Annotated in this window: 26 protein-coding genes; 10 read left to right on the top strand and 16 right to left on the bottom strand. The window is 60.4% G+C overall.

Translation table 11 applies throughout. The annotated features are described in order from the left end of the window. Positions 1-126: 126 nt before the first annotated feature. The 4 genes from hflD to AC07NR_RS22185 form a co-directional block, all read right to left on the bottom strand. Positions 127-750 (bottom strand): high frequency lysogenization protein HflD, encoded by a 624-nt coding sequence (gene hflD, locus AC07NR_RS22200; protein WP_495079478.1) that lies wholly within the window; start codon positions 748-750, stop codon positions 127-129. Continuing rightward, positions 747-1,871, bottom strand: a complete 1,125-nt coding sequence (mnmA, locus tag AC07NR_RS22195; RefSeq protein ID WP_495079477.1) for a tRNA 2-thiouridine(34) synthase MnmA — start codon at positions 1,869-1,871, stop codon at positions 747-749. The genes hflD and mnmA overlap by 4 nt, the downstream gene beginning before the upstream one ends. Before the next feature lie 59 nt (positions 1,872-1,930). Beyond that, complete coding sequence (locus AC07NR_RS22190) at positions 1,931-2,377, bottom strand: NUDIX hydrolase (protein WP_103386160.1); 447 nt, start codon at positions 2,375-2,377, stop codon at positions 1,931-1,933. 78 nt (positions 2,378-2,455) lie between these two features. Then, positions 2,456-4,681, bottom strand: coding sequence for an NADP-dependent isocitrate dehydrogenase (locus AC07NR_RS22185; RefSeq protein WP_114884013.1), 2,226 nt, complete (start codon positions 4,679-4,681; stop codon positions 2,456-2,458). Between the two features lie 481 nt (positions 4,682-5,162). Here AC07NR_RS22185 and icd point away from each other — a divergent pair, with 481 nt between their 5' ends. Further along, entirely contained in the window at positions 5,163-6,419 is a 1,257-nt protein-coding gene (gene icd, locus AC07NR_RS22180) for an NADP-dependent isocitrate dehydrogenase (RefSeq protein WP_085712383.1), read from the top strand. Positions 6,420-6,498: 79 nt separating this feature from the next. Here the strand turns inward: icd and AC07NR_RS22175 are convergent, their stop codons facing one another. Continuing rightward, entirely contained in the window at positions 6,499-6,780 is a 282-nt protein-coding gene (locus AC07NR_RS22175) for a cold shock domain-containing protein (RefSeq protein WP_114884011.1), read from the bottom strand. Between the two features lie 224 nt (positions 6,781-7,004). On the opposite strand from AC07NR_RS22175, the gene clpS reads away from it, so the two are divergent. Together clpS and clpA are read left to right on the top strand one after the other, a co-directional pair. Beyond that, positions 7,005-7,388 carry an ATP-dependent Clp protease adapter ClpS gene (gene clpS / locus AC07NR_RS22170; protein WP_011334948.1) on the top strand — a complete coding sequence of 128 codons (384 nt, stop codon included), beginning with the start codon at positions 7,005-7,007 and terminating at the stop codon, positions 7,386-7,388. Positions 7,389-7,418: 30 nt separating this feature from the next. Then, entirely contained in the window at positions 7,419-9,689 is a 2,271-nt protein-coding gene (gene clpA / locus AC07NR_RS22165; protein ID WP_085712381.1) for an ATP-dependent Clp protease ATP-binding subunit ClpA, read from the top strand. 756 nt (positions 9,690-10,445) lie between these two features. On the opposite strand, the gene infA is transcribed toward clpA, so the two are convergent. The 3 genes from infA to aat form a co-directional block, all read right to left on the bottom strand. Next, entirely contained in the window at positions 10,446-10,664 is a 219-nt protein-coding gene (gene infA, locus AC07NR_RS22160; protein WP_002553999.1) for a translation initiation factor IF-1, read from the bottom strand. 112 nt (positions 10,665-10,776) lie between these two features. Next, positions 10,777-11,484 (bottom strand): arginyltransferase, encoded by a 708-nt coding sequence (locus AC07NR_RS22155; RefSeq protein ID WP_119427033.1) that lies wholly within the window; start codon positions 11,482-11,484, stop codon positions 10,777-10,779. A gap of 58 nt (positions 11,485-11,542) precedes the next feature. Continuing rightward, the gene (gene aat / locus AC07NR_RS22150) at positions 11,543-12,223 is read right to left on the bottom strand and encodes a leucyl/phenylalanyl-tRNA--protein transferase (RefSeq protein WP_495079476.1); all 681 of its coding nucleotides are present in this window, start codon (positions 12,221-12,223) and stop codon (positions 11,543-11,545) included. Between the two features lie 475 nt (positions 12,224-12,698). On the opposite strand from aat, the gene AC07NR_RS22145 reads away from it, so the two are divergent. From AC07NR_RS22145 to cysG, 6 genes are all read left to right on the top strand, one after another. Next, a complete protein-coding gene (locus AC07NR_RS22145) occupies positions 12,699-15,107 on the top strand; it encodes a DNA translocase FtsK (RefSeq protein WP_085712378.1) in 2,409 nt (802 codons plus the stop codon). 65 nt (positions 15,108-15,172) lie between these two features. After that, positions 15,173-15,793 carry an outer membrane lipoprotein periplasmic chaperone LolA gene (gene lolA / locus AC07NR_RS22140; RefSeq protein WP_495079475.1) on the top strand — a complete coding sequence of 207 codons (621 nt, stop codon included), beginning with the start codon at positions 15,173-15,175 and terminating at the stop codon, positions 15,791-15,793. A 24-nt stretch (positions 15,794-15,817) separates the two neighbouring features. After that, complete coding sequence (locus AC07NR_RS22135) at positions 15,818-17,140, top strand: replication-associated recombination protein A (RefSeq protein ID WP_114884005.1); 1,323 nt, start codon at positions 15,818-15,820, stop codon at positions 17,138-17,140. Then, positions 17,140-17,514 carry a fluoride efflux transporter CrcB gene (gene crcB / locus AC07NR_RS22130; protein ID WP_085712376.1) on the top strand — a complete coding sequence of 125 codons (375 nt, stop codon included), beginning with the start codon at positions 17,140-17,142 and terminating at the stop codon, positions 17,512-17,514. The genes AC07NR_RS22135 and crcB overlap by 1 nt, the downstream gene beginning before the upstream one ends. 15 nt (positions 17,515-17,529) lie before the next feature. Beyond that, positions 17,530-18,810, top strand: a complete 1,281-nt coding sequence (serS, locus tag AC07NR_RS22125; RefSeq protein ID WP_495079474.1) for a serine--tRNA ligase — start codon at positions 17,530-17,532, stop codon at positions 18,808-18,810. Beyond that, positions 18,811-20,205: a siroheme synthase CysG gene (gene cysG, locus AC07NR_RS22120; RefSeq protein ID WP_305833936.1), complete on the top strand. Its 1,395-nt coding sequence runs from the start codon at positions 18,811-18,813 to the stop codon at positions 20,203-20,205. Positions 20,206-20,247: 42 nt separating this feature from the next. Here the strand turns inward: cysG and AC07NR_RS22115 are convergent, their stop codons facing one another. The 8 genes from AC07NR_RS22115 to AC07NR_RS22080 form a co-directional block, all read right to left on the bottom strand. Continuing rightward, positions 20,248-21,249 carry a glutathione S-transferase family protein gene (locus AC07NR_RS22115; protein WP_495079473.1) on the bottom strand — a complete coding sequence of 334 codons (1,002 nt, stop codon included), beginning with the start codon at positions 21,247-21,249 and terminating at the stop codon, positions 20,248-20,250. Positions 21,250-21,340: 91 nt separating this feature from the next. Next, the gene (locus tag AC07NR_RS22110; RefSeq protein WP_495079472.1) at positions 21,341-22,342 is read right to left on the bottom strand and encodes a glycosyl transferase family protein; all 1,002 of its coding nucleotides are present in this window, start codon (positions 22,340-22,342) and stop codon (positions 21,341-21,343) included. Next, on the bottom strand, positions 22,339-22,674 hold the full coding sequence (locus tag AC07NR_RS22105; RefSeq protein WP_007958196.1) for a TusE/DsrC/DsvC family sulfur relay protein: 336 nt from the start codon (positions 22,672-22,674) through the stop codon (positions 22,339-22,341). Before AC07NR_RS22105 ends, AC07NR_RS22110 begins: the two co-directional genes overlap by 4 nt. Further along, positions 22,671-22,964, bottom strand: a complete 294-nt coding sequence (gene tusB, locus AC07NR_RS22100) for a sulfurtransferase complex subunit TusB (protein WP_114883996.1) — start codon at positions 22,962-22,964, stop codon at positions 22,671-22,673. The genes AC07NR_RS22105 and tusB overlap by 4 nt, the downstream gene beginning before the upstream one ends. Beyond that, a complete protein-coding gene (gene tusC / locus AC07NR_RS22095) occupies positions 22,964-23,320 on the bottom strand; it encodes a sulfurtransferase complex subunit TusC (protein ID WP_248741025.1) in 357 nt (118 codons plus the stop codon). Before tusC ends, tusB begins: the two co-directional genes overlap by 1 nt. A 1-nt stretch (position 23,321) precedes the next feature. Further along, positions 23,322-23,714 (bottom strand): sulfurtransferase complex subunit TusD, encoded by a 393-nt coding sequence (tusD, locus tag AC07NR_RS22090; protein ID WP_248741031.1) that lies wholly within the window; start codon positions 23,712-23,714, stop codon positions 23,322-23,324. Between the two features lie 77 nt (positions 23,715-23,791). Continuing rightward, positions 23,792-24,496, bottom strand: a complete 705-nt coding sequence (locus AC07NR_RS22085; protein ID WP_119427043.1) for a YoaK family protein — start codon at positions 24,494-24,496, stop codon at positions 23,792-23,794. A gap of 25 nt (positions 24,497-24,521) precedes the next feature. Next, positions 24,522-24,851 (bottom strand): DUF6388 family protein, encoded by a 330-nt coding sequence (locus AC07NR_RS22080; RefSeq protein ID WP_085712368.1) that lies wholly within the window; start codon positions 24,849-24,851, stop codon positions 24,522-24,524. Positions 24,852-24,985: 134 nt separating this feature from the next. On the opposite strand from AC07NR_RS22080, the gene AC07NR_RS22075 reads away from it, so the two are divergent. After that, positions 24,986-25,336, top strand: a complete 351-nt coding sequence (locus AC07NR_RS22075) for a hypothetical protein (protein ID WP_085712367.1) — start codon at positions 24,986-24,988, stop codon at positions 25,334-25,336. Positions 25,337-25,342: the final 6 nt, after the last annotated feature.

Below are 25,342 nucleotides of genomic sequence, written 5' to 3'. Positions count from 1 at the left end.
GGGTGTTCTCGGACAGTCGGGCAACGAAATGGGGCGCGTATCATACATGAAAAAATCCGCCGGTCCGTCGCCAACTGACCGGCGTATTACGCGTTACAGACTACAAAGCTTTTATTGCGCGGCGATTTACTCGCTGCGCATCAACGGATACAGCTCTTTGAGCAGCTTGCGACGACTGATCACCAACTGCCAGCGATGACCGCCGAGCTGACGCCACAGGCGTGCCGAACGAATGCCGGCGAGCAGCAGGGCACGAATCTTCGAGGCGTTGCTCGGCTGCTGCAGGTTGCGCATGTCGCCGTGCACCTGAATGCGTTGGCGCAGCGTGCTCAGGGTGTCCTGATACAACGCGCCACACGCGGCGATCACGTTTTCGTGGGCCGGGCCGAAATGTTCGACCTGCGACTGGATCTGCGGCAGACGCTTGCCGATCACGTCGAGCATGTCGTTGCGCTTGGCCAGTTGCCGCTCAAGGCCGAGCATCGACAAGGCGTAGCGCAATGGCTCGCGCTGCAAGGTGCTCGGGTCGCGTTCGAGGGCACCGATCAGCGCGCGGTAACCCTCGCGCAGGTTGATGTCGTCGCCGCCGTACACGTCCAGCGTGTCTTTGGGGTCGCGAACCAGCAGGCTGCTGAGCATGCAGCTCAGCCCGGCCTCGTTGGTCTGGCCGGTCTTGGCGATCCGGTCGACCAGTACGGCGGCGAGAAACACGCCGCCCAGAGCCGTCAATTGCTCCTGGGTCGGGCTCATGCCTGGCCGCTCCACGGCTCGGCGACTTCGATCACGCCGCCACCGAGGCAGATTTCTCCGTCATAGAACACCACCGACTGGCCCGGCGTGACCGCACGTTGCGGCTCGTCGAACACGGCGCGGTAGCCGGTCGCGGTTTTTTCCAGGGTACAGGCCTGGTCGCTCTGGCGATAACGGACCTTGGCAGTCAGGCGCAGCGGCTGGCTCAGATCGATCGGGTTGACCCAATAGATTTCCGAAGCGAGCAGGGCGCTGGAGAACAGCCACGGATGGTTGTTGCCCTGGCCGACGATCAGCTCGTTGGTGTCCAGATCCTTGCGCAGCACGTACCACGGCTCGTCGCCGGCGTCTTTCAGGCCGCCGATGCCCAGGCCCTGGCGTTGACCGATGGTGTGGTACATCAGGCCGTGGTGACGGCCGATGACTTCGCCTTCGGTGGTCTTGATCTCGCCCGGTTGCGCCGGCAGGTATTGCTTGAGGAAATCGCTGAAACGACGCTCGCCGATGAAGCAGATCCCCGTGGAGTCCTTCTTCTTGGCGGTCGCCAGCTCGTATTTCTCGGCAATCGCACGGACTTGCGGTTTTTCCAGCTCGCCGACCGGGAACAGGGTCTTGGCGATCTGTTCGCCGCCGACGGCGTGCAGGAAGTAGCTCTGGTCCTTGTTCGGATCCAGGCCTTTGAGCAGTTCGGTACGGCCATCGATATCGCGGCGGCGCACGTAGTGGCCGGTGGCGATCAGGTCGGCGCCGAGCATCATGGCGTAGTCGAGGAACGCCTTGAACTTGATCTCGCGGTTGCACAGGATGTCCGGGTTCGGCGTGCGTCCGGCCTTGTATTCGGCCAGGAAATGCTCGAACACGTTGTCCCAGTACTCGGCGGCGAAGTTGGCGGTGTGCAGCTTGATGCCGATCTTGTCGCACACGGCCTGGGCATCCGCCAGGTCGTCCATGGCGGTGCAGTATTCCGTTCCGTCGTCTTCTTCCCAGTTCTTCATGAACAGGCCTTCCACCTCATAACCCTGCTCGATCAGCAGGAGAGCGGAAACGGAAGAGTCCACGCCGCCGGACATGCCGACAATGACGCGCTTCTTGGATGTGTCAGAAGGGGCTGGATCACGCATAGGGATTCAATGAGTGTCTTGAAAAAGGACGAGATTCTATCAGGCTCACGGCCTCAAGGCTAAAGGGAAGGGCGGATCAGTTCGAGACCAAAGCGATTGCCGGCCAGATAATCATCGATGCAGCGGATGATCAGCTCGCTGCGCCAGTTGTCTCGCTGGGCCAATAATTCGTCGCGGGTCAGCCACTTGGCGCCGACGATGCCGTCGTCCAGTTGGTAATCCGGGTGGTGTTTCACGGCTTTGGCGCTGAAGCACACACGCTGGTAAGTCACGCCGTTGCTCGGTGCGGTGTACAGATAAATGCCGATCACGCTGGTGGGTTCGACGTCCCAGCCGGTTTCTTCGAGGGTTTCGCGCACGGCGGCTTCGATCAGGGTTTCGTCCGGATCCAGATGACCGGCGGGCTGATTGAGCACGTTACGTCCGGCCTTGTGTTCCTCGACCATCAGGAAACGACCGTTGTCCTCGACGATGGTGGCGACGGTGATGTGGGGGAGCCATTGCATTGATTGAATCTCCTGGGCGGAAGGCAGAAACACAAACCCCGGCGCATGGCCGGGGTTTGTGATGTTCCCTTTACAACCTTATACCAGCGCAGCAATCGCCGCGTTGAGGGTTGCGCTCGGGCGCATGGCCTTGCTGATCAGCTCGGCATTGGCGTGGTAGTAACCGCCGATGTCCACTGGCTTGCCTTGAACGGCGTTGAGCTCGGCGACGATGGTCGCTTCGTTCTCGGTCAGGGTCTTGGCCAAAGTTGCGAACTGCGCCTGCAGTGCAGCGTCTTCGGTCTGGGCAGCCAGGGCTTGTGCCCAGTACATGGCCAGGTAGAAATGGCTGCCGCGGTTGTCGATGTTGCCGACTTTGCGCGATGGCGACTTGTTGTTGTCCAGGAACTGGCCGGTGGCCTGGTCCAGGGTCTTGGACAGAACCAGCGCTTTCGGGTTGTTGTAGTTCACACCCAGGTGCTCGAGAGAAGCGGCCAGGGCCAGGAATTCACCCAGCGAATCCCAACGCAGGAAATTCTCTTCGACCAGTTGCTGCACGTGCTTCGGAGCCGAACCGCCGGCGCCGGTTTCGAACAGGCCACCGCCGTTCATCAGCGGCACGATCGACAGCATCTTGGCGCTGGTGCCCAGTTCCATGATCGGGAACAGGTCGGTCAGGTAGTCGCGCAGTACGTTGCCGGTCACCGAAATGGTGTCCTTGCCTTCGCGGGTGCGCTGCAGGGTGTACTTCATCGCGTCGACCGGCGCCATGATCTGGATGTCCAGGCCGGCGGTGTCGTGATCCTTCAGGTAAGCCTGAACCTTCTCGATCACCACGCCGTCGTGGGCGCGCATCGGGTCCAGCCAGAAAATGGCCGGGGTGCTGCTTGCGCGAGCACGGTTGACGGCCAGTTTGACCCAGTCCTGGATCGGCGCGTCTTTGGTCTGGCACATGCGGAAGATGTCGCCGGCTTCGACAGCCTGTTCCATCAGCAGGGTGCCTTTGCTGTCGGTCACGCGAACCACGCCGTCGGCCTTGATCTGGAAGGTCTTGTCGTGGGAGCCGTACTCTTCAGCCTTTTTGGCCATCAGGCCAACATTTGGCACGCTGCCCATGGTGGTCGGATCGAAAGCGCCATTGGCTTTGCAATCTTCGATCACGGCCTGGTAGATAGTGGCGTAGCAACGATCCGGGATCACGGCCTTGGTGTCGTGCAGCTGGCCGTCGGTGCCCCACATCTTGCCGGAGTCACGGATCATCGCCGGCATCGAGGCGTCGACGATGACGTCGCTTGGCACGTGCAGGTTGGTGATGCCTTTGTCGGAGTTGACCATCGCCAGCGACGGACGAACGGCGTAGACCGCTTGAACGTCAGCTTCGATCTGGGCTTGCTGCTCGGCCGGCAGGGATTTGATGCGGGCGTACAGGTCGCCGATGCCGTTGTTCAGGTTGAAGCCGATTTCTGCCAGCACGTCGGCGTGCTTGGTCAGGGCGTCCTTGTAGAACTCGGCAACGATCTGGCCGAACATGATCGGGTCGGAGACCTTCATCATGGTGGCTTTCAGGTGAACCGACAGCAGCACGCCTTGTTGCTTGGCGCTGTCGATTTCAGCGGCGATGAACGCGCGCAGGGCCTTTTTGCTCATCACGGAGCAGTCGAGGATCTCGCCCGCCTGAACGGTGGTTTTTTCTTTCAGGACGGTAGCGGTGCCGTCTTTGGCGATCAGCTCGATCTTCACGGCGTCAGCGGCGTCGATCAGGGCAGCTTTTTCGCTGCCGTAGAAATCGCCGGTGCTCATGTGAGCGACGTGGGACTTGGAGTCCTTGGCCCAGGCGCCCATTTTGTGCGGGTGCTTGCGCGCGTAGTTCTTGACCGACAGCGGAGCGCGGCGGTCGGAGTTGCCTTCACGCAGAACCGGGTTCACGGCGCTGCCCTTGACCTTGTCGTAACGCGCCTTGGCGTCTTTGTCGGCGTCGCTGGTCACGGTTTCCGGATAGTCCGGCAGGTTGTAGCCCTGGGCTTGCAGTTCTTTGATCGCGGCTTGCAGTTGCGGAACCGAGGCGCTGATGTTCGGCAGCTTGATGATGTTGGCTTCAGGCGTAACGGCCAGGTCGCCCAGTTCGGCGAGGTGGTCGGCTACGGCTTTGTCGCCCAGTTGCTCGGGGAAGCTGGCCAGAATACGTGCTGCAAGAGAGATATCGCGGGTTTCCACGGCGATATCGGCCGAGGCGGTGTAAGCCTCGATGATCGGCAGCAGGGAATAGGTGGCGAGGGCTGGAGCTTCGTCGGTGAAGGTATAGATGATCTTCGAGCGGGTGGGCATATTCGGATTAACTCTCTCTTCTTTGCTAAAGCGTGCGCAGAAACTCGAGGGGCGCCGGGTAAGCGCGTTCGTTCAAAGTCATCCATGAACCGAATGTCGAGAATCTTCGCGGTGATGTTGGGTGCATCAGTAGAGCGTCAAGCAGTCGGACTGCGGTAACAACCCGACCAATCAGGCGGAAAGTCTCGTGCTAGAGAGGCCAGCCGTCGTGACCCTTTGGTCAGCGGGCGGCATTATACATAGGTAGCTGGCAATCTGCCGATGGTTCATATGCAACGATTCTCGTCCATTGGTCTAAAGGTCGCAGGGCGGGGTGGGGCGTAGAGTCGCCGTGAATGCTTGAGATTGGCGCTTTTCCCTTTGCTTTCAGGCTTGTACGAAACGAGATGTAGCCGCGCCCGGAACAGAGGGTTTGCGTGTTGATTCAACTGGGTTACGCTCGAACCAAGCCAGATGTTCAATCCAAACAATGGAGTTCAGCATGGGTTACAAGAAGATTCAGGTTCCAGCCGTCGGCGACAAAATCACCGTCAACGCAGACCATTCTCTCAATGTCCCTGATAACCCGATCATTCCCTTCATAGAAGGTGACGGCATTGGCGTCGACGTCAGCCCTGTGATGATCAAAGTGGTTGATGCTGCCGTGGCCAAGGCCTACGGGGGCAAGCGCAAGATTTCCTGGATGGAGGTTTATGCTGGCGAAAAAGCAACTCAAGTCTATGACCAGGACACCTGGCTGCCCCAGGAAACCCTGGACGCCGTCAAGGATTACGTGGTTTCCATCAAGGGCCCGCTGACCACCCCGGTCGGTGGTGGCATCCGCTCCCTCAACGTTGCCCTGCGTCAACAGCTCGACCTCTATGTCTGCCTGCGCCCTGTGGTGTGGTTCGAAGGTGTACCGAGCCCGGTGAAAAAGCCTGGCGACGTCGACATGGTGATCTTCCGCGAGAACTCCGAAGACATCTATGCCGGTATCGAATGGAAGGCCGGCTCGCCTGAGGCCACCAAGGTCATCAAATTCCTGAAAGAAGAAATGGGCGTCACCAAGATCCGTTTCGACCAGGATTGCGGTATCGGCATCAAGCCGGTTTCGAAAGAAGGCACCAAGCGTCTTGTGCGCAAGGCCCTGCAATACGTGGTGGACAACGACCGCAAGTCGCTGACCATCGTGCACAAGGGCAACATCATGAAATTCACCGAGGGTGCCTTCAAGGACTGGGGCTACGAGGTGGCGCGGGATGAATTCGGTGCCGAGCTGCTGGATGGCGGCCCGTGGATGAAATTCAAGAACCCGAAAACCGGTCGCGAAGTCATCGTGAAGGATGCCATCGCCGACGCCATGCTCCAGCAGATCCTGCTGCGTCCGGCCGAATACGATGTGATCGCCACCCTCAACCTCAATGGTGACTACCTCTCCGACGCCCTGGCGGCGGAAGTGGGCGGTATCGGTATCGCGCCGGGCGCCAACCTGTCCGACACCGTAGCCATGTTCGAGGCGACTCACGGTACCGCGCCGAAATATGCCGGCAAGGACCAGGTCAACCCGGGTTCGGTGATCCTGTCGGCGGAGATGATGCTGCGCCACCTGGGCTGGACCGAGGCGGCCGACCTGATCATCAAGGGCACTAACGGCGCCATCAAGGCCAAAACCGTGACCTACGACTTCGAACGTCTGATGGAAGGCGCCACGCTGGTGTCTTCTTCGGGCTTCGGTGAAGCGATCGTCAAGCACATGTAAGAAAGGCAGCTGCAACGAAACTGCCCGGCTCGAGTGATCGAGCCGGGCAGTTTGTTTTCTGGCAGGTGTTCTGGTTGCTTCAGCTGGTCACTGACTGGTGATGAGCTGCTGGCGAGACGGCGTCTTTTGCGGCCTCGACATTCTGAATTTTTGTGGCATGCAGGCCTTTGGGTCCTTGCACGATCTCGAATTTGACGATTTGCCCGGCTTTGAGGGTTTTGTACCCGTCCATTTCAATGGCGGAGTAGTGGGCAAAGAAATCGATTTCCTTGCCGTCCTCATCTTTCCCCTCGCGGGCGTCGGTGTTGATGAAACCGAACCCCTTGGCATTGTTGAACCATTTCACCTTGCCGACAACCATGCTCAAATCCCTCTGCAACAGTCTCCATCGCTGGAGTATCATCCAATTCATCCGCAGTCGAATCCGTTAAAAAGATTGACTCCGCGGATCTTTTTTACCCACTGTGGGTTCTATTGGTTGTAACACCGTTTTCCCGATAGTCAAGGTGACCGGGCAGTCGGAGTTGAAAACGTGTCAAGCCGCCCCCACCACTGTATTTGCACAACTGACGAACCTTTCTTTCCATGCATGCAATCAGCCAGATTCGACTAACATTCAATCAGGATCGCCCGCTTCTCCAAAAGGATCTTCCACAGGAGCACGACGACGATTCGGCAGGCGTTGCTGTTCAGGAAGCAAAGCCTGCGTTACAGGCGCCGCCGATGTACAAGGTGGTTTTGTTTAATGATGACTACACACCGATGGATTTCGTCGTCGAAGTGCTCGAGGTGTTTTTTAACCTGAATCGCGAGCTGGCGACCAAGGTCATGCTGGCCGTCCACACAGAAGGACGGGCAGTATGTGGAGTGTTTACCCGCGACATCGCCGAGACAAAGGCCATGCAGGTCAACCAGTACGCCAGGGAAAGCCAGCATCCGCTACTCTGTGAAATCGAGAAGGACGGTTAATCGCCGACCACTTGGGTATGAGGTGAAGCTATGTTAAACCGCGAGCTCGAAGTCACCCTCAATCTTGCCTTCAAGGAGGCTCGTTCGAAGCGTCATGAGTTCATGACCGTCGAGCACCTGCTGCTGGCCCTATTGGACAATGAGGCTGCCGCCACCGTATTGCGTGCCTGCGGCGCAAACCTCGACAAACTCAAGCACGACCTGCAGGAGTTCATCGACTCCACCACGCCGCTGATCCCCGTCCATGACGAAGATCGCGAAACCCAGCCAACCCTGGGCTTCCAGCGTGTGCTGCAACGTGCTGTCTTTCATGTGCAGAGCTCGGGCAAGCGCGAAGTAACCGGCGCCAATGTGCTGGTTGCAATCTTCAGTGAGCAAGAGAGTCAGGCAGTGTTCCTGCTGAAACAGCAGAGCGTTGCACGAATCGATGTCGTCAACTATATCGCCCATGGTATTTCCAAGGTGCCGGGGCATGGCGATCACTCTGAAGGTGAACAAGATATGCAGGACGACGAGGGCGGTGAGTCTTCTTCTTCAGGCAATCCGCTGGATGCGTATGCCAGCAACCTCAACGAACTCGCACGCCAGGGCCGGATCGATCCGCTGGTCGGGCGTGAAACGGAAGTCGAGCGTGTCGCGCAGATTCTCGCGCGGCGTCGCAAGAACAACCCGCTGCTGGTAGGCGAGGCGGGCGTGGGTAAAACCGCGATTGCCGAAGGCCTGGCCAAGCGCATTGTCGACAACCAGGTGCCGGATCTGCTGGCCAACAGCGTCGTTTATTCCCTCGATCTGGGCGCCTTGCTCGCAGGCACCAAATATCGCGGCGATTTCGAGAAGCGCTTCAAGGCGCTGCTCGGCGAGCTGAAAAAACGTCCGCAGGCGATCCTGTTCATCGACGAGATCCACACCATCATCGGTGCCGGTGCTGCGTCCGGTGGCGTCATGGATGCCTCGAACCTGCTCAAGCCGCTGCTGTCGTCGGGTGACATTCGCTGCATCGGTTCGACCACGTTCCAGGAATTCCGTGGCATCTTCGAGAAAGACCGTGCCCTGGCACGTCGCTTCCAGAAGGTCGATGTGGTCGAGCCGTCGGTGGAAGACACCATCGGCATCCTGCGTGGTCTGAAAGGGCGTTTCGAACAGCATCACAACATCGAGTACAGCGATGAGTCGCTGCGCGCCGCTGCAGAACTGGCATCGCGCTACATCAATGACCGGCACATGCCGGACAAGGCCATCGATGTGATCGACGAGGCGGGCGCCTACCAGCGTCTGCAGCCGGTCGACAAGCGCGTGAAGCGCATCGACGTGCCCCAGGTTGAAGACATCGTGGCGAAGATCGCACGTATTCCGCCGAAACACGTCACCAGTTCCGACAAGGAGCTGCTGCGTAACCTGGAGCGCGACCTGAAGCTGACGGTGTTTGGTCAGGATGCGGCGATCGATTCGCTGTCGACTGCGATCAAGCTGTCCCGTGCGGGCCTCAAGTCGCCGGACAAGCCAGTCGGTTCGTTCCTGTTCGCCGGGCCTACCGGTGTCGGTAAAACCGAGGCCGCGCGGCAATTGGCCAAGGCGCTGGGGATCGAGCTGGTTCGTTTCGACATGTCCGAATACATGGAGCGCCACACCGTATCGCGTCTGATCGGTGCGCCTCCGGGTTATGTCGGTTTCGACCAGGGCGGTCTGTTGACCGAAGCGATTACCAAGCAACCGCATTGCGTGTTGCTGCTCGATGAAATCGAGAAGGCGCATCCGGAAGTCTTCAACCTGCTGCTGCAGGTGATGGACCACGGAACGCTGACCGACAACAACGGGCGCAAGGCGGACTTCCGCAACGTGATCGTGATCATGACCACCAACGCCGGTGCCGAAACCGCGGCGCGTGCTTCGATCGGTTTCACTCATCAGGACCACTCGTCCGATGCGATGGAAGTGATCAAGAAGAGCTTCACGCCGGAATTCCGCAACCGCCTGGACACCATCATTCAATTTGGTCGCCTCAGTCACGAGGTCATCAAAAGCGTGGTGGACAAGTTCCTCACCGAACTTCAGGCGCAGCTGGAAGACAAGCGTGTGCTTCTGGAAGTTACCGACGCGGCGCGCAGTTGGCTGGCGGCCGGTGGTTACGATTCGGCAATGGGCGCTCGCCCGATGGCGCGTCTGATCCAGGACAAGATCAAGCGTCCGCTGGCGGAGGAGATTCTGTTTGGCGAGCTGGCCGAGCATGGCGGTGTGGTTCACATCGACATCAAGGATGGTGAGCTGACGTTTGACTTCGAGACCACCGCAGAAATGGCCTGATGGCTGGTAAGTGAAAAGGCGCCTTCGGGCGCCTTTTTGTTGTCTGGTTGTTGGGTGTGAATATCCGTTTCTTCGGGTGCTGCGGCTTATGGTTCCGCCCTTACGGCGGGTCACTTTTGGCAAACGCCCCAAAAGTAACCAAAAGGTCTCTACCCTGACGTACGGCCCCTCGCTGAGGCTCGGGGTTCCTTCGCTCCGGGATCGATCCGGGGGCATCGCCTACGGTTTGCTTCGCTGCACCTCCTCTCGATGTGTTTGGCTTCGCCAAACGGTCGCTTCGCTCCCACCCCGAATCAATCCCTCCACTCAGCCTGCCGACGGGCCTTGCGATCAAAAGCAGTACTCGAGCTAACGCTCATCGTGGTGAGTGGCTCTTGATCTGGCTCTGGCTCTGGCTTTTGATTTTTTGCCCCTTCGGCAGGCCGAGCGAAGGTGTTCATCAGGGGGTAGGCGCGCAGCGCCGTGCGGCGAAGCCGCATACATCGAGAGGAGGTGCAGCGAAGCAAACCGTAGGCGATGCCCCCTGATGGACACCGTAGCGAGGGAACACTGAGCCTAAGCGAAGTGCCGTACGCCGGGGCCAAGACTTTTTGGTTACTTTTTTGGCGTTTGAAAAAAGTGACTCGCTGTAAGAGCGAAACCGCCAGCGGCAGCACCCGAAGCAACGGATATGCCCCCAAAACTCAAGCACAAAGAACCAAATCCCGGACAAACAAAAACGCCCGGCATTAAGCCGGGCGTCTTGTATTGACTTGATTAGCGAGCGCGGTAAGTAATACGCCCTTTGCTCAAGTCATAGGGCGTCAGCTCGACGCGCACTTTGTCACCGGTAAGAATACGAATGTAGTTCTTGCGCATCTTGCCGGAAATATGCGCGGTTACGACGTGCCCATTTTCCAACTCCACACGAAACATGGTGTTGGGCAGGGTGTCGACGACAGTGCCTTCCATTTCGAAGCTGTCTTCTTTCGACATGCAGTAAAGCCCTCGGTATCCAATGAATGGCCCGGTGCAACTGCGCCAGGCAAAAGCGGCGTGCATTGTGCCCGAAAAATGGGGTTTACGCCAAGGGGTTTAGGGCTTGCGTTCAGTTCAGGATGACCCAGCGCTGATTAATCAGCAGTTCGATAGGCCGATATTGGGTCTTGTAGTTCATCTTTTTACAGTTTTTGATCCAGTAGCCAAGGTACACGGCTTCAAGTCCAAGGCGTCCGGCTTCAGCGATTTGCCAGAGGATGGCGTAGCGTCCGAGGCTGCGGCGTTCTTCTTCCGGTTCGTAAAAGGTGTAGACCGCCGACAGGCCATTAGGCAGCAGATCGGTGACGGCGACGGCCAGCAACCGTCCGTCGAGACGGAACTCGTAGAAGCGCGAGAAGGGAAGGTCGCGAACCAGAAAAGTCGAGAATTGATCACGGCTCGGCGGGTACATGTCGCCGTCGGCATGGCGCTGTTCGATGTAGCGCTGATAAAGATCGAAATACTCTTCGCTGAAGGCCGGTTTGACCGGGCGTACCTGCAAGTCGGCGTTGCGTTTGAAAATGCGTTTCTGCTGGCGATTGGGGTTGAACTGCGCCACCGGAATGCGCGCAGGCACGCAGGCATTGCAGTTCTGGCAATGCGGGCGGTACAGATGATCGCCGCTGCGACGAAAGCCCATTTCCGACAGGTCTGCGTAGACATGCACATCCATGGGCTGGCTCGGATCGAGAAACAGGGTCGTGGCCTGTTCCTCGGGCAGATAACTGCAGGAATGAGGCTGAGTGGCATAAAACTTCAACCGCGCCAACTCGGTCATGATCAACCCTCAGGGGTAAGCTGGTGAATTAAGTGTAAGCCACGCGCGCAAAAGTCGCTCAGCAAACCCAGGTGGCCAGGTTGGGTCGGTCGAGGTGCCGGGCCAGATACTCGGCAAAGGCGGGGCGGGAAATTGCCCGGGCGCCCAGGCTGTGCAGATGATCGGTAGGCATCTGGCAGTCGATCAGCACGAACCCCGAGTCTTTCAGGTGCCGCACCAGCGTGGCAAAGCCGTACTTGGAGGCATTGTCGGCGCGACTGAACATCGATTCGCCGAAAAACAGCTGCCCCATCGCCAGACCATAGAGGCCTCCGACCAGTTTGCCCTCATCCCACACTTCCACTGAATGGGCGAAGCCGCGTTGGTGCAGTTCAATGTAGGCATCCTGCATGGCCTCGGTGATCCAGGTGCCATCGGCGTAATCCCGTGGTGCGGCGCAGGCGCGGATAACCGCTTCGAAGTCCTGATCGACGGTCACTTGGTAGCGTTGCTGGCGCAGCAGTTTGCCCAGGCTGCGCGAGACATGCAGTTCGTCGGGAAACAATACGGTGCGCGGATCCGGCGACCACCAGAGGATGGGCTGTCCTTCGGAGAACCACGGAAAGCAGCCGTGGCGATAGGCCTGGATCAGACGATCGGCGGACAGATCGCCACCGGCCGCCAGCAATCCGTTGGGATCGCGCATGGCCTTTTCCAGTGGCGGGAAAGTCAGTGAATTGCGTTGTAACCAAGTCAGCATGGCGTCCAGGCTTGCAGAAGGGGAGGGCGGTGGGCGGCGGGGGCCGTTGCAAAGTGTGCCGTTAAATGGCGCGAATGTCCTCCCGAACCTGCGCGAAGTCGACGCTGCTGCAACTTGCCTTCAGGGATGCGGTCGTAGACGGGCGACAAGCTTGAGGGTGCATGCTTCGCTACGTTCATCAAATACACCTCATAAGCCTTTGTCACAAAAGACAATGCATGCTCAAATTGCGTCGCAGGTTTTGTCTGCTTGGCTATGCTTGAACATGGGGTTTGAAGCATGGCATCGAACGCGCAAACCCGTACAATGCCGGGCTGTTACAGAATATTCGCAGTGTGCCGTGTTTATAAAAGAGCGGGCGCAGTGTTAAAAGTAGTCTCAGTTGCGCCCGTCAATTTTTTACCTGCCTGGATCGGGCAGTTTTTTATCGTCATTCAATAGATGGACGCGCCGCTGGCGCAGGAAAAGAAGCGTTTTGAAGAAATCCACGGAAGCACCAAAAACAGTCGTTCCGCTTTGGCGCCAGCAATTGCACTACCGGCTCAAGGAAGGTGCATTGATCGCCATCGGCGCTCTGTGCCTGTTCCTGATGATGGCCTTGCTGACCTACGGCAAGGACGATCCGGGCTGGAGCCACAACAGCAAGATCGACGACGTGCAGAATTTCGGCGGTCCGGCGGGCTCCTACAGCGCTGACATCCTGTTCATGGTGCTCGGTTACTTCGCGTACATCTTCCCGTTACTGCTGGCGATCAAGGCGTATCAGATCTTCCGTCAGCGCCACGAGCCGTGGCAGTGGAGCGGCTGGCTGTTTTCCTGGCGCCTGATCGGCCTGGTGTTTCTGGTGCTGTCCGGAGCCGCGCTGGCGCACATTCATTTCCATGCGGCCACCGCGTTGCCGGCCGGTGCGGGTGGCGCGCTGGGTGAAAGCCTCGGTGACCTGGCCCGCAATGCCCTGAACATTCAGGGCAGCACATTATTGTTCATCGCACTGTTCCTGTTCGGCCTGACCGTATTCACCGACCTGTCGTGGTTCAAGGTGATGGATGTCACCGGCAAAATCACCCTCGACCTGTTCGAACTGTTCCAGGGCGCGATCAATCGCTGGTGGTCGGCGCGTACCGAGCGCAAGCAACTGGTGGCGCAACTGCGTGAAGTCGATGACCGGGTGCACGACGTGGTCGCACCGACCGTTACCGACAAGCGCGAACAGGCCAAGGTCAAGGAGCGTTTGATCGAGCGCGAGCAGGCTCTGAGCAAACACATGTCCGAGCGCGAGAAGCAGGTTCCGCCGGTCATCGCCCCGGCCCCGGTCAAGGCGCCGGAGCCGAGCAAGCGCGTGCAGAAAGAGAAGCAGGTGCCGTTGTTCGTCGACAGCGCCGTGGAAGGCACCTTGCCGCCGATCTCGATTCTCGATCCTGCGGAAAAGAAACAACTCAATTATTCGCCCGAATCCCTGGCAGCGGTCGGCCACTTGCTGGAGATCAAGCTCAAGGAGTTCGGCGTCGAAGTCACCGTGGACTCGATCCACCCAGGTCCGGTCATTACCCGTTACGAAATCCAGCCGGCTGCCGGTGTGAAGGTCAGCCGTATCGCCAACCTGGCGAAAGACCTTGCACGTTCGCTGGCCGTGACCAGCGTGCGGGTGGTGGAAGTGATTCCGGGCAAGACCACGGTCGGTATCGAGATCCCCAACGAAGACCGCCAGATCGTGCGCTTCTCCGAAGTGCTGTCGACCCCCGAGTACGACAACTTCAAGTCGCCGGTCACTCTGGCCCTGGGCCACGACATCGGCGGCAAACCGGTCATCACCGACCTGGCGAAGATGCCGCACCTGCTGGTGGCCGGTACCACCGGTTCCGGTAAGTCGGTGGGTGTGAACGCGATGATCCTGTCGATCCTGTTCAAGTCCGGCCCGGACGACGCCAAGCTGATCATGATCGACCCGAAAATGTTGGAACTGTCGATCTACGAAGGCATTCCGCACCTGCTGTGCCCGGTCGTGACCGACATGAAGGACGCCGCCAACGCCCTGCGCTGGAGCGTTGCCGAGATGGAACGTCGCTACAAGCTGATGGCGAAAATGGGCGTGCGAAACCTGTCCGGCTTCAACGCCAAGGTCAAGGAAGCCCAGGACGCCGGCGAGCCGTTGAGCGATCCGCTGTACAAGCGCGAAAGCATCCACGACGAAGCGCCGCTGCTGCAGAAGCTGCCGACCATCGTCGTGGTCGTGGATGAATTCGCCGACATGATGATGATCGTCGGCAAGAAGGTTGAAGAACTGATCGCCCGTATCGCCCAGAAGGCGCGTGCGGCCGGTATCCACCTGATCCTCGCGACCCAGCGGCCGTCGGTGGACGTGATCACCGGTCTGATCAAGGCCAACATCCCGACACGCATGGCGTTCCAGGTATCGAGCAAGATCGACTCCCGGACCATCATCGACCAGGGCGGCGCCGAACAACTGCTCGGCCACGGTGACATGCTCTACATGCCGCCGGGCACCAGCCTGCCGATCCGGGTTCACGGCGCCTTTGTATCCGACGATGAAGTTCACCGGGTGGTAGAAGCCTGGAAACTGCGCGGTGCGCCGGAATACAACGACGACATCCTCAACGGTGTCGAAGAGGCGGGCAGTGGTTTCGAAGGCAGCAGCGGCGGTGGTGACGGCGATGATCCGGAAGCCGACGCGCTGTACGACGAAGCCGTGCAGTTTGTACTGGAAAGCCGCCGCGCCTCCATCTCCGCTGTACAGCGCAAGCTGAAGATCGGTTACAACCGTGCCGCGCGCATGATCGAAGCCATGGAAATGGCCGGGGTCGTGACGTCCATGAACACCAACGGTTCCCGCGAAGTCCTGGCCCCTGGCCCGGTGCGCGACTGATTCAAATGCAATGGGCGGTGCATGAGGCGCCGTCCACTTTCCCACGCGTATTCAAGAGGACTCCCATGCGTCTTATCCGCATGCTGCTGCCGGTACTGGCTCTGACCACCCTCACGGCTCACGCCGATGACAAGGATGTGGCTCGCCTGACCCAATTGCTGGAAACATCCAAGACCCTGACGGCCAACTTCTCCCAGCTGACCCTCGACGGCAGCGGCACCCAGTTGCAGGAAACCACCGGCGACATGACCCTGCAGCGCCCGGGCCTGTTCTACTGGCACACCAATGCGCCGGCCGAGCAGACCATGGTCTCCGACGGCAAGAAAGTCACCCTGTGGGACCCGGACCTGGAGCAGGCCACCATCAAGAAACTGGACGACCGTCTGACCCAGACACCGGCCCTGTTGCTGTCCGGTGACGTGTCGAAGATCAGCCAGAGCTTCGACATCAGCGCGAAAGAAGCGGGTGGCGTGATCGACTTCACCTTGAAGCCGAAAACCAAGGACACCCTGTTCGACAGCCTGCGCCTGTCGTTCCGCAACGGTCTGGTCAATGACATGCAACTGATCGACAGCGTCGGCCAGCGCACCAACATCCTGTTCACCGGGGTGAAGGCAAACGAAGCGGTCCCGGCCTCGAAGTTCAAGTTCGACATCCCGAAGGGTGCCGATGTGATCCAGGAATAACCTCAGAGGTTTCAACGGTACGTGATGGATCTGTTTCGCAGTGCGCCGATTGCCCAGCCGCTGGCCGCCCGTTTGCGGGCGACCAATCTGGATGAGTACGTCGGTCAGGAACACGTGCTCGCTCGCGGCAAACCACTGCGCGAAGCGCTGGAGCAGGGTGCCCTGCATTCGATGATCTTCTGGGGGCCGCCGGGCGTGGGTAAGACCACCCTGGCGCGGCTGCTGGCGGAAGTGTCGGATGCGCATTTCGAAACGGTGTCGGCCGTGTTGGCCGGCGTAAAAGAGATCCGTCAGGCGGTGGAAATCGCCAAGCAGCAGGCCGGCCAGTACGGCAAGCGCACGATCCTGTTTGTCGATGAAGTGCACCGCTTCAACAAGTCGCAGCAGGATGCGTTTCTGCCGTACGTTGAAGACGGCACGCTGATCTTCATCGGTGCGACCACCGAAAACCCTTCGTTCGAACTGAACAACGCATTGCTGTCGCGGGCGCGGGTCTATGTACTCAAGAGCCTCGACGAAGCGGCGTTGCGCAAACTGGTGCACCGCGCCCTCACCGAAGACCGAGGTCTGGGCAAGCGTCATCTGACCCTCAGCGATGAAGGCTTCCAGATGCTGCTGTCCGCCGCCGATGGTGATGGCCGACGTTTGCTCAACCTGCTGGAAAACGCCTCGGACCTGGCCGAAGACAACAGCGAGATGGGCACCGAGTTGCTGCAAAGCCTGCTCGGCGACACTCGCCGGCGATTCGACAAGGGCGGTGAAGCGTTCTACGACCAGATTTCCGCGCTGCACAAATCGGTGCGCGGTTCGAACCCGGACGGCGCGCTGTACTGGTTTGCGCGGATGATCGACGGCGGCTGCGATCCGCTGTACCTGGCCCGCCGCGTGGTGCGCATGGCCAGCGAAGACATCGGCAACGCCGATCCCCGCGCGCTGAGCCTGTGCCTGGCCGCGTGGGAAGTGCAGGAGCGTCTCGGCAGCCCCGAAGGTGAACTCGCCGTGGCCCAGGCCATCACGTACCTGGCTTGCGCTCCGAAAAGCAACGCGGTGTACATGGGCTTCAAGACCGCGCTGCGCGCCGCCGCCGAACACGGCTCGCTGGAAGTGCCGCTGCATTTGCGCAATGCCCCGACCAAATTGATGAAGCAACTGGGTTACGGCGACGAATACCGCTACGCCCATGACGAGCCGGACGCCTATGCCGCCGGCGAAGACTATTTCCCGGAAGAACTCGACCCGATTCCGTTCTATCAGCCCGTGCCCCGTGGCCTGGAGTTGAAGATCGGCGAGAAGCTCAACCACCTTGCCCAACTCGATCGTTTAAGCCCCCGGCAGCGGAGAAAATAGTGGTTCCATTGATCGTTGCAGTCTCCGTCGGCGGGGTAGCCGGCACCTTGTTGCGTTTCGCCACCGGCAATTGGGTCAACGCCAATTGGCCGCGGCACTTCTATACCGCGACGCTGGCCGTTAATATCGTGGGCTGCCTGTTGATCGGCGTGTTGTACGGCCTGTTTTTGATACGCCCGGAAGTACCGATCGAGGTGCGCGCCGGGTTGATGGTCGGCTTCCTCGGGGGGCTGACGACTTTTTCATCCTTTTCACTGGATACGGTGCGTCTGCTGGAAAGCGGGCAAGTGCCGCTGGCCCTGGGCTATGCGGCCATCAGCGTATTCGGCGGGCTGCTCGCGACGTGGGCCGGCCTGTCCCTGACCAAACTTTGATAACGAGAAACCGACATGCTCGATTCCAAACTGTTACGTAGCAACCTCCAGGACGTAGCGGACCGCCTGGCTTCCCGTGGCTTTGCCCTGGATGTCGCGCGCATCGAAGCGCTGGAAGAACAGCGCAAGACCGTCCAGACCCGCACCGAAGCACTGCAGGCTGAGCGTAACGCGCGTTCCAAATCCATCGGTCAGGCCAAGCAGCGCGGCGAAGACATCGCGCCGCTGATGGCGGATGTCGAGCGCATGGCGGGCGAACTGAGCGCCGGTAAAGTCGAGCTGGACGCGATCCAGACCGAACTGGACTCGATCCTGCTGGGCATTCCGAACCTGCCGCACGAATCGGTTCCGGTCGGCGAAGACGAAGACGGCAACGTCGAAGTCCGTCGCTGGGGCACCCCAACTGCGTTCGACTTCCCGGTTCAGGACCACGTGGCCCTGGGCGAGAAGTTCGGCTGGCTCGACTTCGAGACCGCCGCCAAGCTGTCCGGCGCACGTTTCGCGCTGCTGCGTGGCCCGATTGCCCGTCTGCACCGCGCACTGGCGCAGTTCATGATTAACCTGCACGTCACCGAGCACGGCTACGAAGAGGCCTACACGCCTTATCTGGTTCAGGCCCCGGCGCTGCAAGGCACCGGTCAACTGCCGAAGTTCGAAGAAGACCTGTTCAAGATCGCCCGCGAAGGCGAAGCCGATTTGTACCTGATCCCGACCGCCGAAGTGTCGCTGACCAACATCGTGGCCGGTGAAATCGTCGATTCGAAGCAACTGCCGATCAAGTTCGTCGCCCACACCCCGTGCTTCCGCAGCGAAGCCGGTGCGTCGGGTCGTGACACTCGCGGCATGATCCGCCAGCACCAGTTCGACAAGGTCGAGATGGTACAGATCGTCGAGCCGTCGAAGTCGATGGAAGCGCTGGAAGGCCTGACCGCCAACGCCGAGAAAGTCCTGCAACTGCTGGGTCTGCCTTACCGTACTCTGGCGCTGTGCACCGGCGACATGGGCTTCAGTGCGGTCAAGACCTACGACCTGGAAGTGTGGATCCCGAGCCAGGACAAATACCGTGAAATCTCGTCGTGCTCCAACTGCGGCGACTTCCAGGCCCGCCGCATGCAGGCGCGTTTCCGCAACCCGGAAACCGGCAAGCCTGAGCTGGTACACACTCTGAACGGTTCTGGTCTGGCAGTTGGCCGTACCCTGGTGGCTGTGCTGGAGAACTACCAGCAGGCCGACGGTTCGATCCGCGTGCCGGACGTGCTGAAGCCGTACATGGGTGGCCTTGAGGTCATCGGCTAAATGAAATATCTGCCGCTGTTTCACAACCTGCGCGGCAGTCGTGTGTTGGTTGTCGGTGGGGGGGAAATTGCCTTGCGCAAATCCCGCCTGCTGGCCGATGCCGGTGCGCTGCTGCGGGTGGTCGCACCTGAAATCGAAGCGCAACTGCGCGAACTGGTTGCCACCAGCGGTGGCGAATGCCTGTTGCGTGGCTACGCCGAAACGGATCTGGACGGTTGCGGGCTGATCATTGCCGCCACCGACGACGAAGCCTTGAACGCGCAAGTCTCCGCTGATGCTCATCGGCGTTGCGTGCCGGTCAATGTGGTGGATGCGCCGGCGCTGTGCAGCGTGATCTTCCCGGCGATTGTTGATCGTTCACCGTTGATCATCGCGGTGTCCAGCGGCGGCGATGCGCCGGTGCTGGCCCGGCTGATTCGCGCCAAGATCGAAACCTGGATTCCTTCGACCTACGGCCATCTGGCCGGTCTGGCCGCGCGTTTTCGTGATCAGGTCAAAGGCCTGTTTCCCGATGTGCAGCAGCGTCGTGCCTTTTGGGAAGACGTTTTCCAGGGTCCGATTGCCGACCGGCAACTGGCCGGACAGGGCGCCGAAGCCGAGCGTCTGCTGCAGGCGAAAATCGATGGCGAAGCGACCGTGGCGACCGGCGAGGTGTATCTGGTGGGCGCAGGGCCGGGTGATCCGGATCTGCTGACCTTCCGTGCCTTGCGCCTGATGCAACAGGCCGACGTGGTGCTGTATGACCGCTTGGTCGCTCCGGCGATTCTTGAGCTGTGCCGTCGCGATGCCGAGCGGGTTTACGTCGGCAAGCGTCGCGCCGATCACGCCGTGCCGCAGGATCAGATCAACCAGCAACTGGTGGATCTGGCCAAGGCCGGCAAGCGCGTAGTGCGGTTGAAGGGCGGGGATCCGTTCATCTTCGGTCGTGGCGGCGAAGAGATCGAGGAGCTGGCAGCCCATGGCATCCCGTTCCAGGTGGTGCCGGGCATCACAGCGGCCAGCGGTTGCGCGGCGTATGCCGGGATTCCGCTGACTCATCGCGATTACGCGCAGTCGGTACGTTTCGTCACCGGGCACCTGAAGGACGGTTCCACCGATCTGCCGTGGGCCGACCTCGTCGCGCCGGCGCAGACGCTGGTGTTCTACATGGGCCTGGTGGGGTTGCCTGTCATCTGCGAGCAATTGATCAAGCATGGTCGTGCGGCCGATACCCCGGCAGCGTTGATCCAGCAGGGCACCACGGTCAATCAGCGGGTCTTCACCGGCACCCTGGCCGACCTGCCGCGTCTGGTGGCGGAGCATGAAGTGCATGCGCCGACGCTGGTGATCGTCGGCGAAGTGGTGCAACTGCGCGAGAAACTGGCGTGGTTCGAGGGCGCTCAGGGTCAGGTCTGACTCTGAAGGGATCGTTCCCACGCTGTGGGAACGATCCTGCTCTCAACCTCTGCGCCAAACCCCTTTCCCGCCCAACCGGTTCCGGTCATGGGCAACTTTGAAATCCTGCTTCGGCCCCTTTGGCACAACCCCGGTCGGGTTGATGGTCTTGTGGCTGCCGTAGTAGTGGTTCTTGATGTGCTGGAAATCCACGGTCTCGGCAACGCCCGGCCACTGGTACATCTCACGCAGCCAGTTCGACAGATTCGGGTAATCGCTGATCCGCCGCAGATTGCATTTGAAGTGCCCGTGATACACCGCGTCGAAACGAATCAGCGTGGTGAACAACCGCACGTCCGCCTCGGTCAGGTATTCGCCCGTCAGATAACGGTTGGCACCCAGCACCTGCTCCAGATGATCAAGTTCGGCAAACACATCATCGAACGCCTCTTCATAGGCCTGCTGCGAGGTGGCAAACCCGGCGCGATACACGCCGTTGTTCACGGCGGGGTAGATCCGCTCGTTCAGCGCATCGATCTCGCTGCGCAATGGCGCCGGATAGAAGTCCAGATCGTTGCCGGTCAAGTCATCGAAGGCGCTGTTGAACATGCGGATGATCTCCGCCGATTCGTTGCTGACGATGCGTTTGAGCTTCTTGTCCCACAGTACCGGCACAGTGACGCGTCCGGTGTAGTCGGCGGTGTCAGCGGTGTAGCGCTGGTGCATGAAGTCGAAGTGGTCGAGTTTGTCGCCGGTCGAGCCGAGGTTCTGGTCGAAGGTCCAGCCGTTTTCCAGCATCAGCCAGCTGACGACTGAAACGTCGATCAGGCTTTCCAGGCCCTTGAGCTTGCGCAGGATCAGCGTGCGGTGCGCCCACGGACAGGCGAGGGAGACGTAGAGGTGATAACGCCCGGCTTCGGCGGCAAAACCGCCTTCACCGCTCGGGCCCGGCTCACCGTTACGAGTGACCCAGTTACGGCGCTGCGCCTGTTCGCGCTGGAACGCGCCATCCTTGCTGCTTTCGTACCACTTGTCCTGCCAGCGGCCGTCGACGAGTAAACCCATGATCAAGACTCCAGAATCCAATAATCGTTGGAGTGGAGTCTATTCCGATGAGTTCGAACAAAAAGCGCAAAGATCGGGCGTGAATGATCGATTAAATCGATTTTTCCCGCGTGGCCCAGTATTGCTCGGCGGTTTCGAACGCCTGTTCCCGGCTTTGGCCAAGACCACGCAGCGCCAGTGCCATGGTCGAAATCAGCGCCATTTGCGGGTAGCTGTCGACCACATCGCCGCGCCAGACAGCCTTCAGATGCTCGACATCCAGCGACGCCGGTTTGACGTGACGCTGCGCCGACAACTGCGGCCATTCCTCGTCCCAGCTCTCGCCGCCGGTGGTGCCGTACAAGTGGCTGTCGGCATCCGGGTTGATCTCGATTTCGCCGCCGTCACCCTTGATCACGATCGCCGTATCGCCCAGCAGACCGCTGGCATCGCGGTGCACCGCCTGGTAGCCGGGGTGGAAAATACTCTGCAAGCCGCAACGCGCGCCCAGCGGATTGAGAATTCGCGCCAGCGAGTGGATCGGCGAGCGCAGGCCGAGGGTGTTGCGCAGGTCGATCATCCGTTGCAGCTGTGGCGCCCAGTCCACCAGCGGCATGAACGCCAGCCCACCGTTATCCAGCGCCGCGCCGACCTGTTGCCAGTTGCGGCACAGCGGGATGCTCAGCTCGCCCAGCAGTTGTTCGGAATACAAACGCCCGGCGGTGTGCGCGCCACCACCGTGCATGAAGATACGCACGCCGTTCTGCGCCAGGCACTTGGCCGCCAGCAGATACCACGGCAGGTGGCGCTTCTTGCCGGCATAGGTTGGCCAGTCCAGATCGACCTTCAACTCTGGCGCCTGCAAGCGTTCACGCAGGGCCTCGGTGAAACCGGCCATCTCCTCGGCGCTTTCTTCCTTGTGCCGCAGCAACATCAGGAACGCGCCGAGCTGGGTTGCCTCGACCGCTTCGTCGAGCACCATGCCCATGGCTTCCCGGGCTTCCTCGCGGGTCAGGTCACGGGCGCCGCGCTTGCCCTTGCCGAGGATGCGCACGAACTGGGCGAACGGATGTTCGGCGGGCGTTTCGAGGGTCAGCGCTGGATAGTCGGTCATAGGCAATTCGTCGGTTTGGGCAGGCCCGCCAGTTTCGCGGCGAGTTTGGCAGGGGTGCCTTTGAACAGTCGGTTCAGGTGCAGGCTGTTGCCTTTCTCTGCGCCGAGTTTGAGCGCGGTGTACTTGATCAGCGGCCGGGTTGCCGGCGACAACTGGAATTCGGCGTAGAAGCTGCGCAGCAGTTCGAGGACTTCCCAGTGTTCCGGGCTCAGTTCGATATCTTCGGCAGCGGCGAGGGCGCTGGCGACTTCTGCCGACCAGTCGTTGAGGTCGACCAGGAAGCCGTCCTTGTCCAGTTCGATGGCGCGGGCGCCGACGGTCAGCGCATTCATAGCCAGGAATTGACCTTGTCGTGGTGGATCGACAGCTCGACAAAGGCCGGATAATCGATGGCCTCGGCCCAGTCCGGAACCTGCACGGCACGGGCTTGTGCGTCTTCGGCCAGCACAAACAATTTCACCCGACGGGTTTCCAGCGCGTTGAACGGCGCGGTGCCGGGTTGCAGCGCGTAAGCGGCATCACCGCACAGCAGCAGCGCGTCGGCAGTGCCGAGCAGACGCAGGCAACTGGTCAGGCGTTCGTCGCCGAACGGGGAATGAGACAACACATGCAAAGTCGACATCAGAGGGTGATCACCTGATCGTAACGGTCAATAAGGGCGGTGATTTGCTCGGCGGCCAAAGGCTGCGCCTCATCCAGCGAACGATCGCCGAGGCCGCGAACACTGGCGCTTTCGGCGCAGTAGAACAGCTCTTCGACGCCGAACATCGGCAGCGCTTGCAGGTTGGCGCTCAGGTCTTTCTGTTGCAGGGCCCTGGCGTTCTGCCCGGCAGCCAGTTGCAACACACCGTCGTCGAGAAACAGCAAACCGATCGGCAGATCGAAGGCACCGCCAGCCAACACGATGTCCAGCGCTTCGCGGGCGCCGGGCCCGGACCATGGCGATTGACGGCTGATGATCAGAAGGGATTTGGCCATGTCATGCGCCTCCGAAACAGATGATGCGGTCGGCGTCCTGTACCGCATCATGCAACTGGCCGAGGCCGGACAATTCCCACGGCGCGCTGACCGCCACGGCATCACGCTGATAACGCCCGGCTTCCTCGGCATTCAACACGCCCCGGCGCAGGGCGGCGGCGATGCACACCACGCCGTCGAGGTTTTGTTCGGTGATAAAGGTTCGCCACTGTTTGGGCAGGTCCAGTTCGTCCTGTGGGGTGACCACGGCGTCGGACGCGTTGTAGACCCCGTCCTGATAGAAAAACAGCCGGACAATTTCATGCCCGCCGGCCAGCGCAGCCTGCGCGAACAGCAGGGCGCGGCGCGAGGAGGGCGCATGGGCGGCGGAAAACAGTGCGATGGCGAACTTCATGACGGACTCGATCAGCAAAACTGCGGCCATGATAAAGCTTTCTCGGCGGGGCGGCGAAGTCGATGTTGCCGCAGACGTCAGCGCGGCATGTAACCCAACTGCCAGCGCCGAGGGATTTTCAGCGAGACCAGGCCGATCAACGCAGCCAGCAAACCGCTGGCGTACAGTGCTTTGAGTCCCAGGTGATGCTCCAGCACGGCACCGAGGATGGCGCCGATGAACATGCCGCTCCACGGCACCAGTTGCACCCGCCAGCCATTGCGTCGCTCGCCCATGATCCAGCGCCCAAGACCGCGGCCGAACCGTGAAAGTGCACCGGTGACATAAGTCAGCCCGACCGCCAGACCGTTCACTTCCTCTACCGCAGCATTGAGCATGCCCATGGCGATGATTGCCGCCAGCAGCGCCGGGAGTTGCACCTCGGACGGCCAGGCGGCGGCCCCGCAGAGCAGCGTCGCGATGCACAGCAGCAACGGCAGTGCGCGGCGCCCGCCGAGGCGACCGATCACCACACCGAGGGCGTTGCCGACGATGAACGTGGCGACGAGGATCACCAGCCGCAGCGTCAGACTCACATCGCCGTCACTGATCGCTACCGCCAAGCGTGTCGTGTTGCCGCTCATGAATGAAACGAAGTCGCCGCTGGCCATGAAGCCGATGGCATCGGTCATCCCCGCCAGCACCGAGAGCGCGGCCACCATTGCCAGCCCTATGCGACCGCGCCATTTTTGCGTGTGCAAGTGGCCGGGGCTGGCGCGGTGAGTCGAGGCGGTTGGCAGCATTGGCGCGGATGTCCTTGCGTCGAAGTCAGGGTTCTATGCCATAAAGGTCGCAATATTCCAACCAGTCCATCCCGGCCATCTCCGCCACCTCGCGGTGCACTTCCAGGCGTTGCGCCTGATATTCCTCGGGAGTGGCTGCAGTCAGTTGCAGCGTCAGCTCCCAGGCGAACAGACCCTGGCTTTCGGCCTCGGCTTCAAAGGCCTCGTGCAGACGTTCCTCGCGGTACTGTGCCGGGGTTTCGCCCTTGGCCTGGGCCAGTAACGGATTGAGATGGTCGAGGGTTTCGCGCAGCTCGGGGCGTGCGTCGAGAAACAGTTTCAAAGCATGTTCATGTCGCTGGTCGGTAGGCGCCATGGGGCTTCCTTGTGGGGCTGATGACCTTAATGTGCCGCAGCTGTCGGCGGGTGTCGCGCTCTAAATGCAGTAAAGCAGAACGATTTTGCGCGTTGCGGTGATACAGTCCGCTTTTTTCCGAATGAGCGAATGCAATGCGAATGCTGATGGTGGCACTGGCGGCAACCCTGCTGGCCGGTTGCGCGGGTTCGGTGATGGAAGACGCCCGCACTCAAACTCCTTACAAGGTCCTGAATTCGGACAAGCCTGAAAAAGTCGTGGCCGAATGTGTGCAGTTCGCCTGGCAGGACGAAGCAGTGTTCGGCGTGGATGCGGCGGCGTACCTGCAACCGGGCAAGAAGGGCGGCTCGACGGTTTATACCCGTTCGGCGGAGTCGTTCGTCGACTTGACCACTGATGCGTCCGGCACGGTGCTGAACTACTACGCGCAGAAGGACGACTTTGTCGCCAAGCGCCGGTTGGCAGCGTTGGCGACCTGTCTGTAACGAGCG

This window comes from Pseudomonas sp. GW821-FHT09C09, from assembly GCF_059418105.1.
Note: the sequence above shows the minus strand (reverse complement) of the source record. Positions and strands in the feature narration are given on the sequence as shown.

Coding starts and splice junctions, on each gene's coding strand:
- AC07NR_RS22105 (WP_007958196.1), bottom strand. CDS start 22,674: ATGAATGCGCTGACCGTCGGCGCCCGCGCCATCGAACTGGACAAGGAC.
- tusB (WP_114883996.1), bottom strand. CDS start 22,964: ATGTCGACTTTGCATGTGTTGTCTCATTCCCCGTTCGGCGACGAACGC.
- icd (WP_085712383.1), top strand. CDS start 5,163: ATGGGTTACAAGAAGATTCAGGTTCCAGCCGTCGGCGACAAAATCACC.
- AC07NR_RS22190 (WP_103386160.1), bottom strand. CDS start 2,377: ATGCAATGGCTCCCCCACATCACCGTCGCCACCATCGTCGAGGACAAC.
- AC07NR_RS22135 (WP_114884005.1), top strand. CDS start 15,818: ATGGATCTGTTTCGCAGTGCGCCGATTGCCCAGCCGCTGGCCGCCCGT.
- AC07NR_RS22080 (WP_085712368.1), bottom strand. CDS start 24,851: ATGGCGCCTACCGACCAGCGACATGAACATGCTTTGAAACTGTTTCTC.
- mnmA (WP_495079477.1), bottom strand. CDS start 1,871: ATGCGTGATCCAGCCCCTTCTGACACATCCAAGAAGCGCGTCATTGTC.
- AC07NR_RS22175 (WP_114884011.1), bottom strand. CDS start 6,780: ATGGTTGTCGGCAAGGTGAAATGGTTCAACAATGCCAAGGGGTTCGGT.
- clpA (WP_085712381.1), top strand. CDS start 7,419: ATGTTAAACCGCGAGCTCGAAGTCACCCTCAATCTTGCCTTCAAGGAG.
- serS (WP_495079474.1), top strand. CDS start 17,530: ATGCTCGATTCCAAACTGTTACGTAGCAACCTCCAGGACGTAGCGGAC.
- AC07NR_RS22155 (WP_119427033.1), bottom strand. CDS start 11,484: ATGACCGAGTTGGCGCGGTTGAAGTTTTATGCCACTCAGCCTCATTCC.
- AC07NR_RS22085 (WP_119427043.1), bottom strand. CDS start 24,496: ATGCTGCCAACCGCCTCGACTCACCGCGCCAGCCCCGGCCACTTGCAC.
- AC07NR_RS22075 (WP_085712367.1), top strand. CDS start 24,986: ATGCGAATGCTGATGGTGGCACTGGCGGCAACCCTGCTGGCCGGTTGC.
- AC07NR_RS22110 (WP_495079472.1), bottom strand. CDS start 22,342: ATGACCGACTATCCAGCGCTGACCCTCGAAACGCCCGCCGAACATCCG.
- tusC (WP_248741025.1), bottom strand. CDS start 23,320: ATGGCCAAATCCCTTCTGATCATCAGCCGTCAATCGCCATGGTCCGGG.
- cysG (WP_305833936.1), top strand. CDS start 18,811: ATGAAATATCTGCCGCTGTTTCACAACCTGCGCGGCAGTCGTGTGTTG.
- hflD (WP_495079478.1), bottom strand. CDS start 750: ATGAGCCCGACCCAGGAGCAATTGACGGCTCTGGGCGGCGTGTTTCTC.
- tusD (WP_248741031.1), bottom strand. CDS start 23,714: ATGAAGTTCGCCATCGCACTGTTTTCCGCCGCCCATGCGCCCTCCTCG.
- clpS (WP_011334948.1), top strand. CDS start 7,005: ATGCATGCAATCAGCCAGATTCGACTAACATTCAATCAGGATCGCCCG.
- AC07NR_RS22115 (WP_495079473.1), bottom strand. CDS start 21,249: ATGGGTTTACTCGTCGACGGCCGCTGGCAGGACAAGTGGTACGAAAGC.
- AC07NR_RS22185 (WP_114884013.1), bottom strand. CDS start 4,681: ATGCCCACCCGCTCGAAGATCATCTATACCTTCACCGACGAAGCTCCA.
- aat (WP_495079476.1), bottom strand. CDS start 12,223: ATGCTGACTTGGTTACAACGCAATTCACTGACTTTCCCGCCACTGGAA.
- lolA (WP_495079475.1), top strand. CDS start 15,173: ATGCGTCTTATCCGCATGCTGCTGCCGGTACTGGCTCTGACCACCCTC.
- infA (WP_002553999.1), bottom strand. CDS start 10,664: ATGTCGAAAGAAGACAGCTTCGAAATGGAAGGCACTGTCGTCGACACC.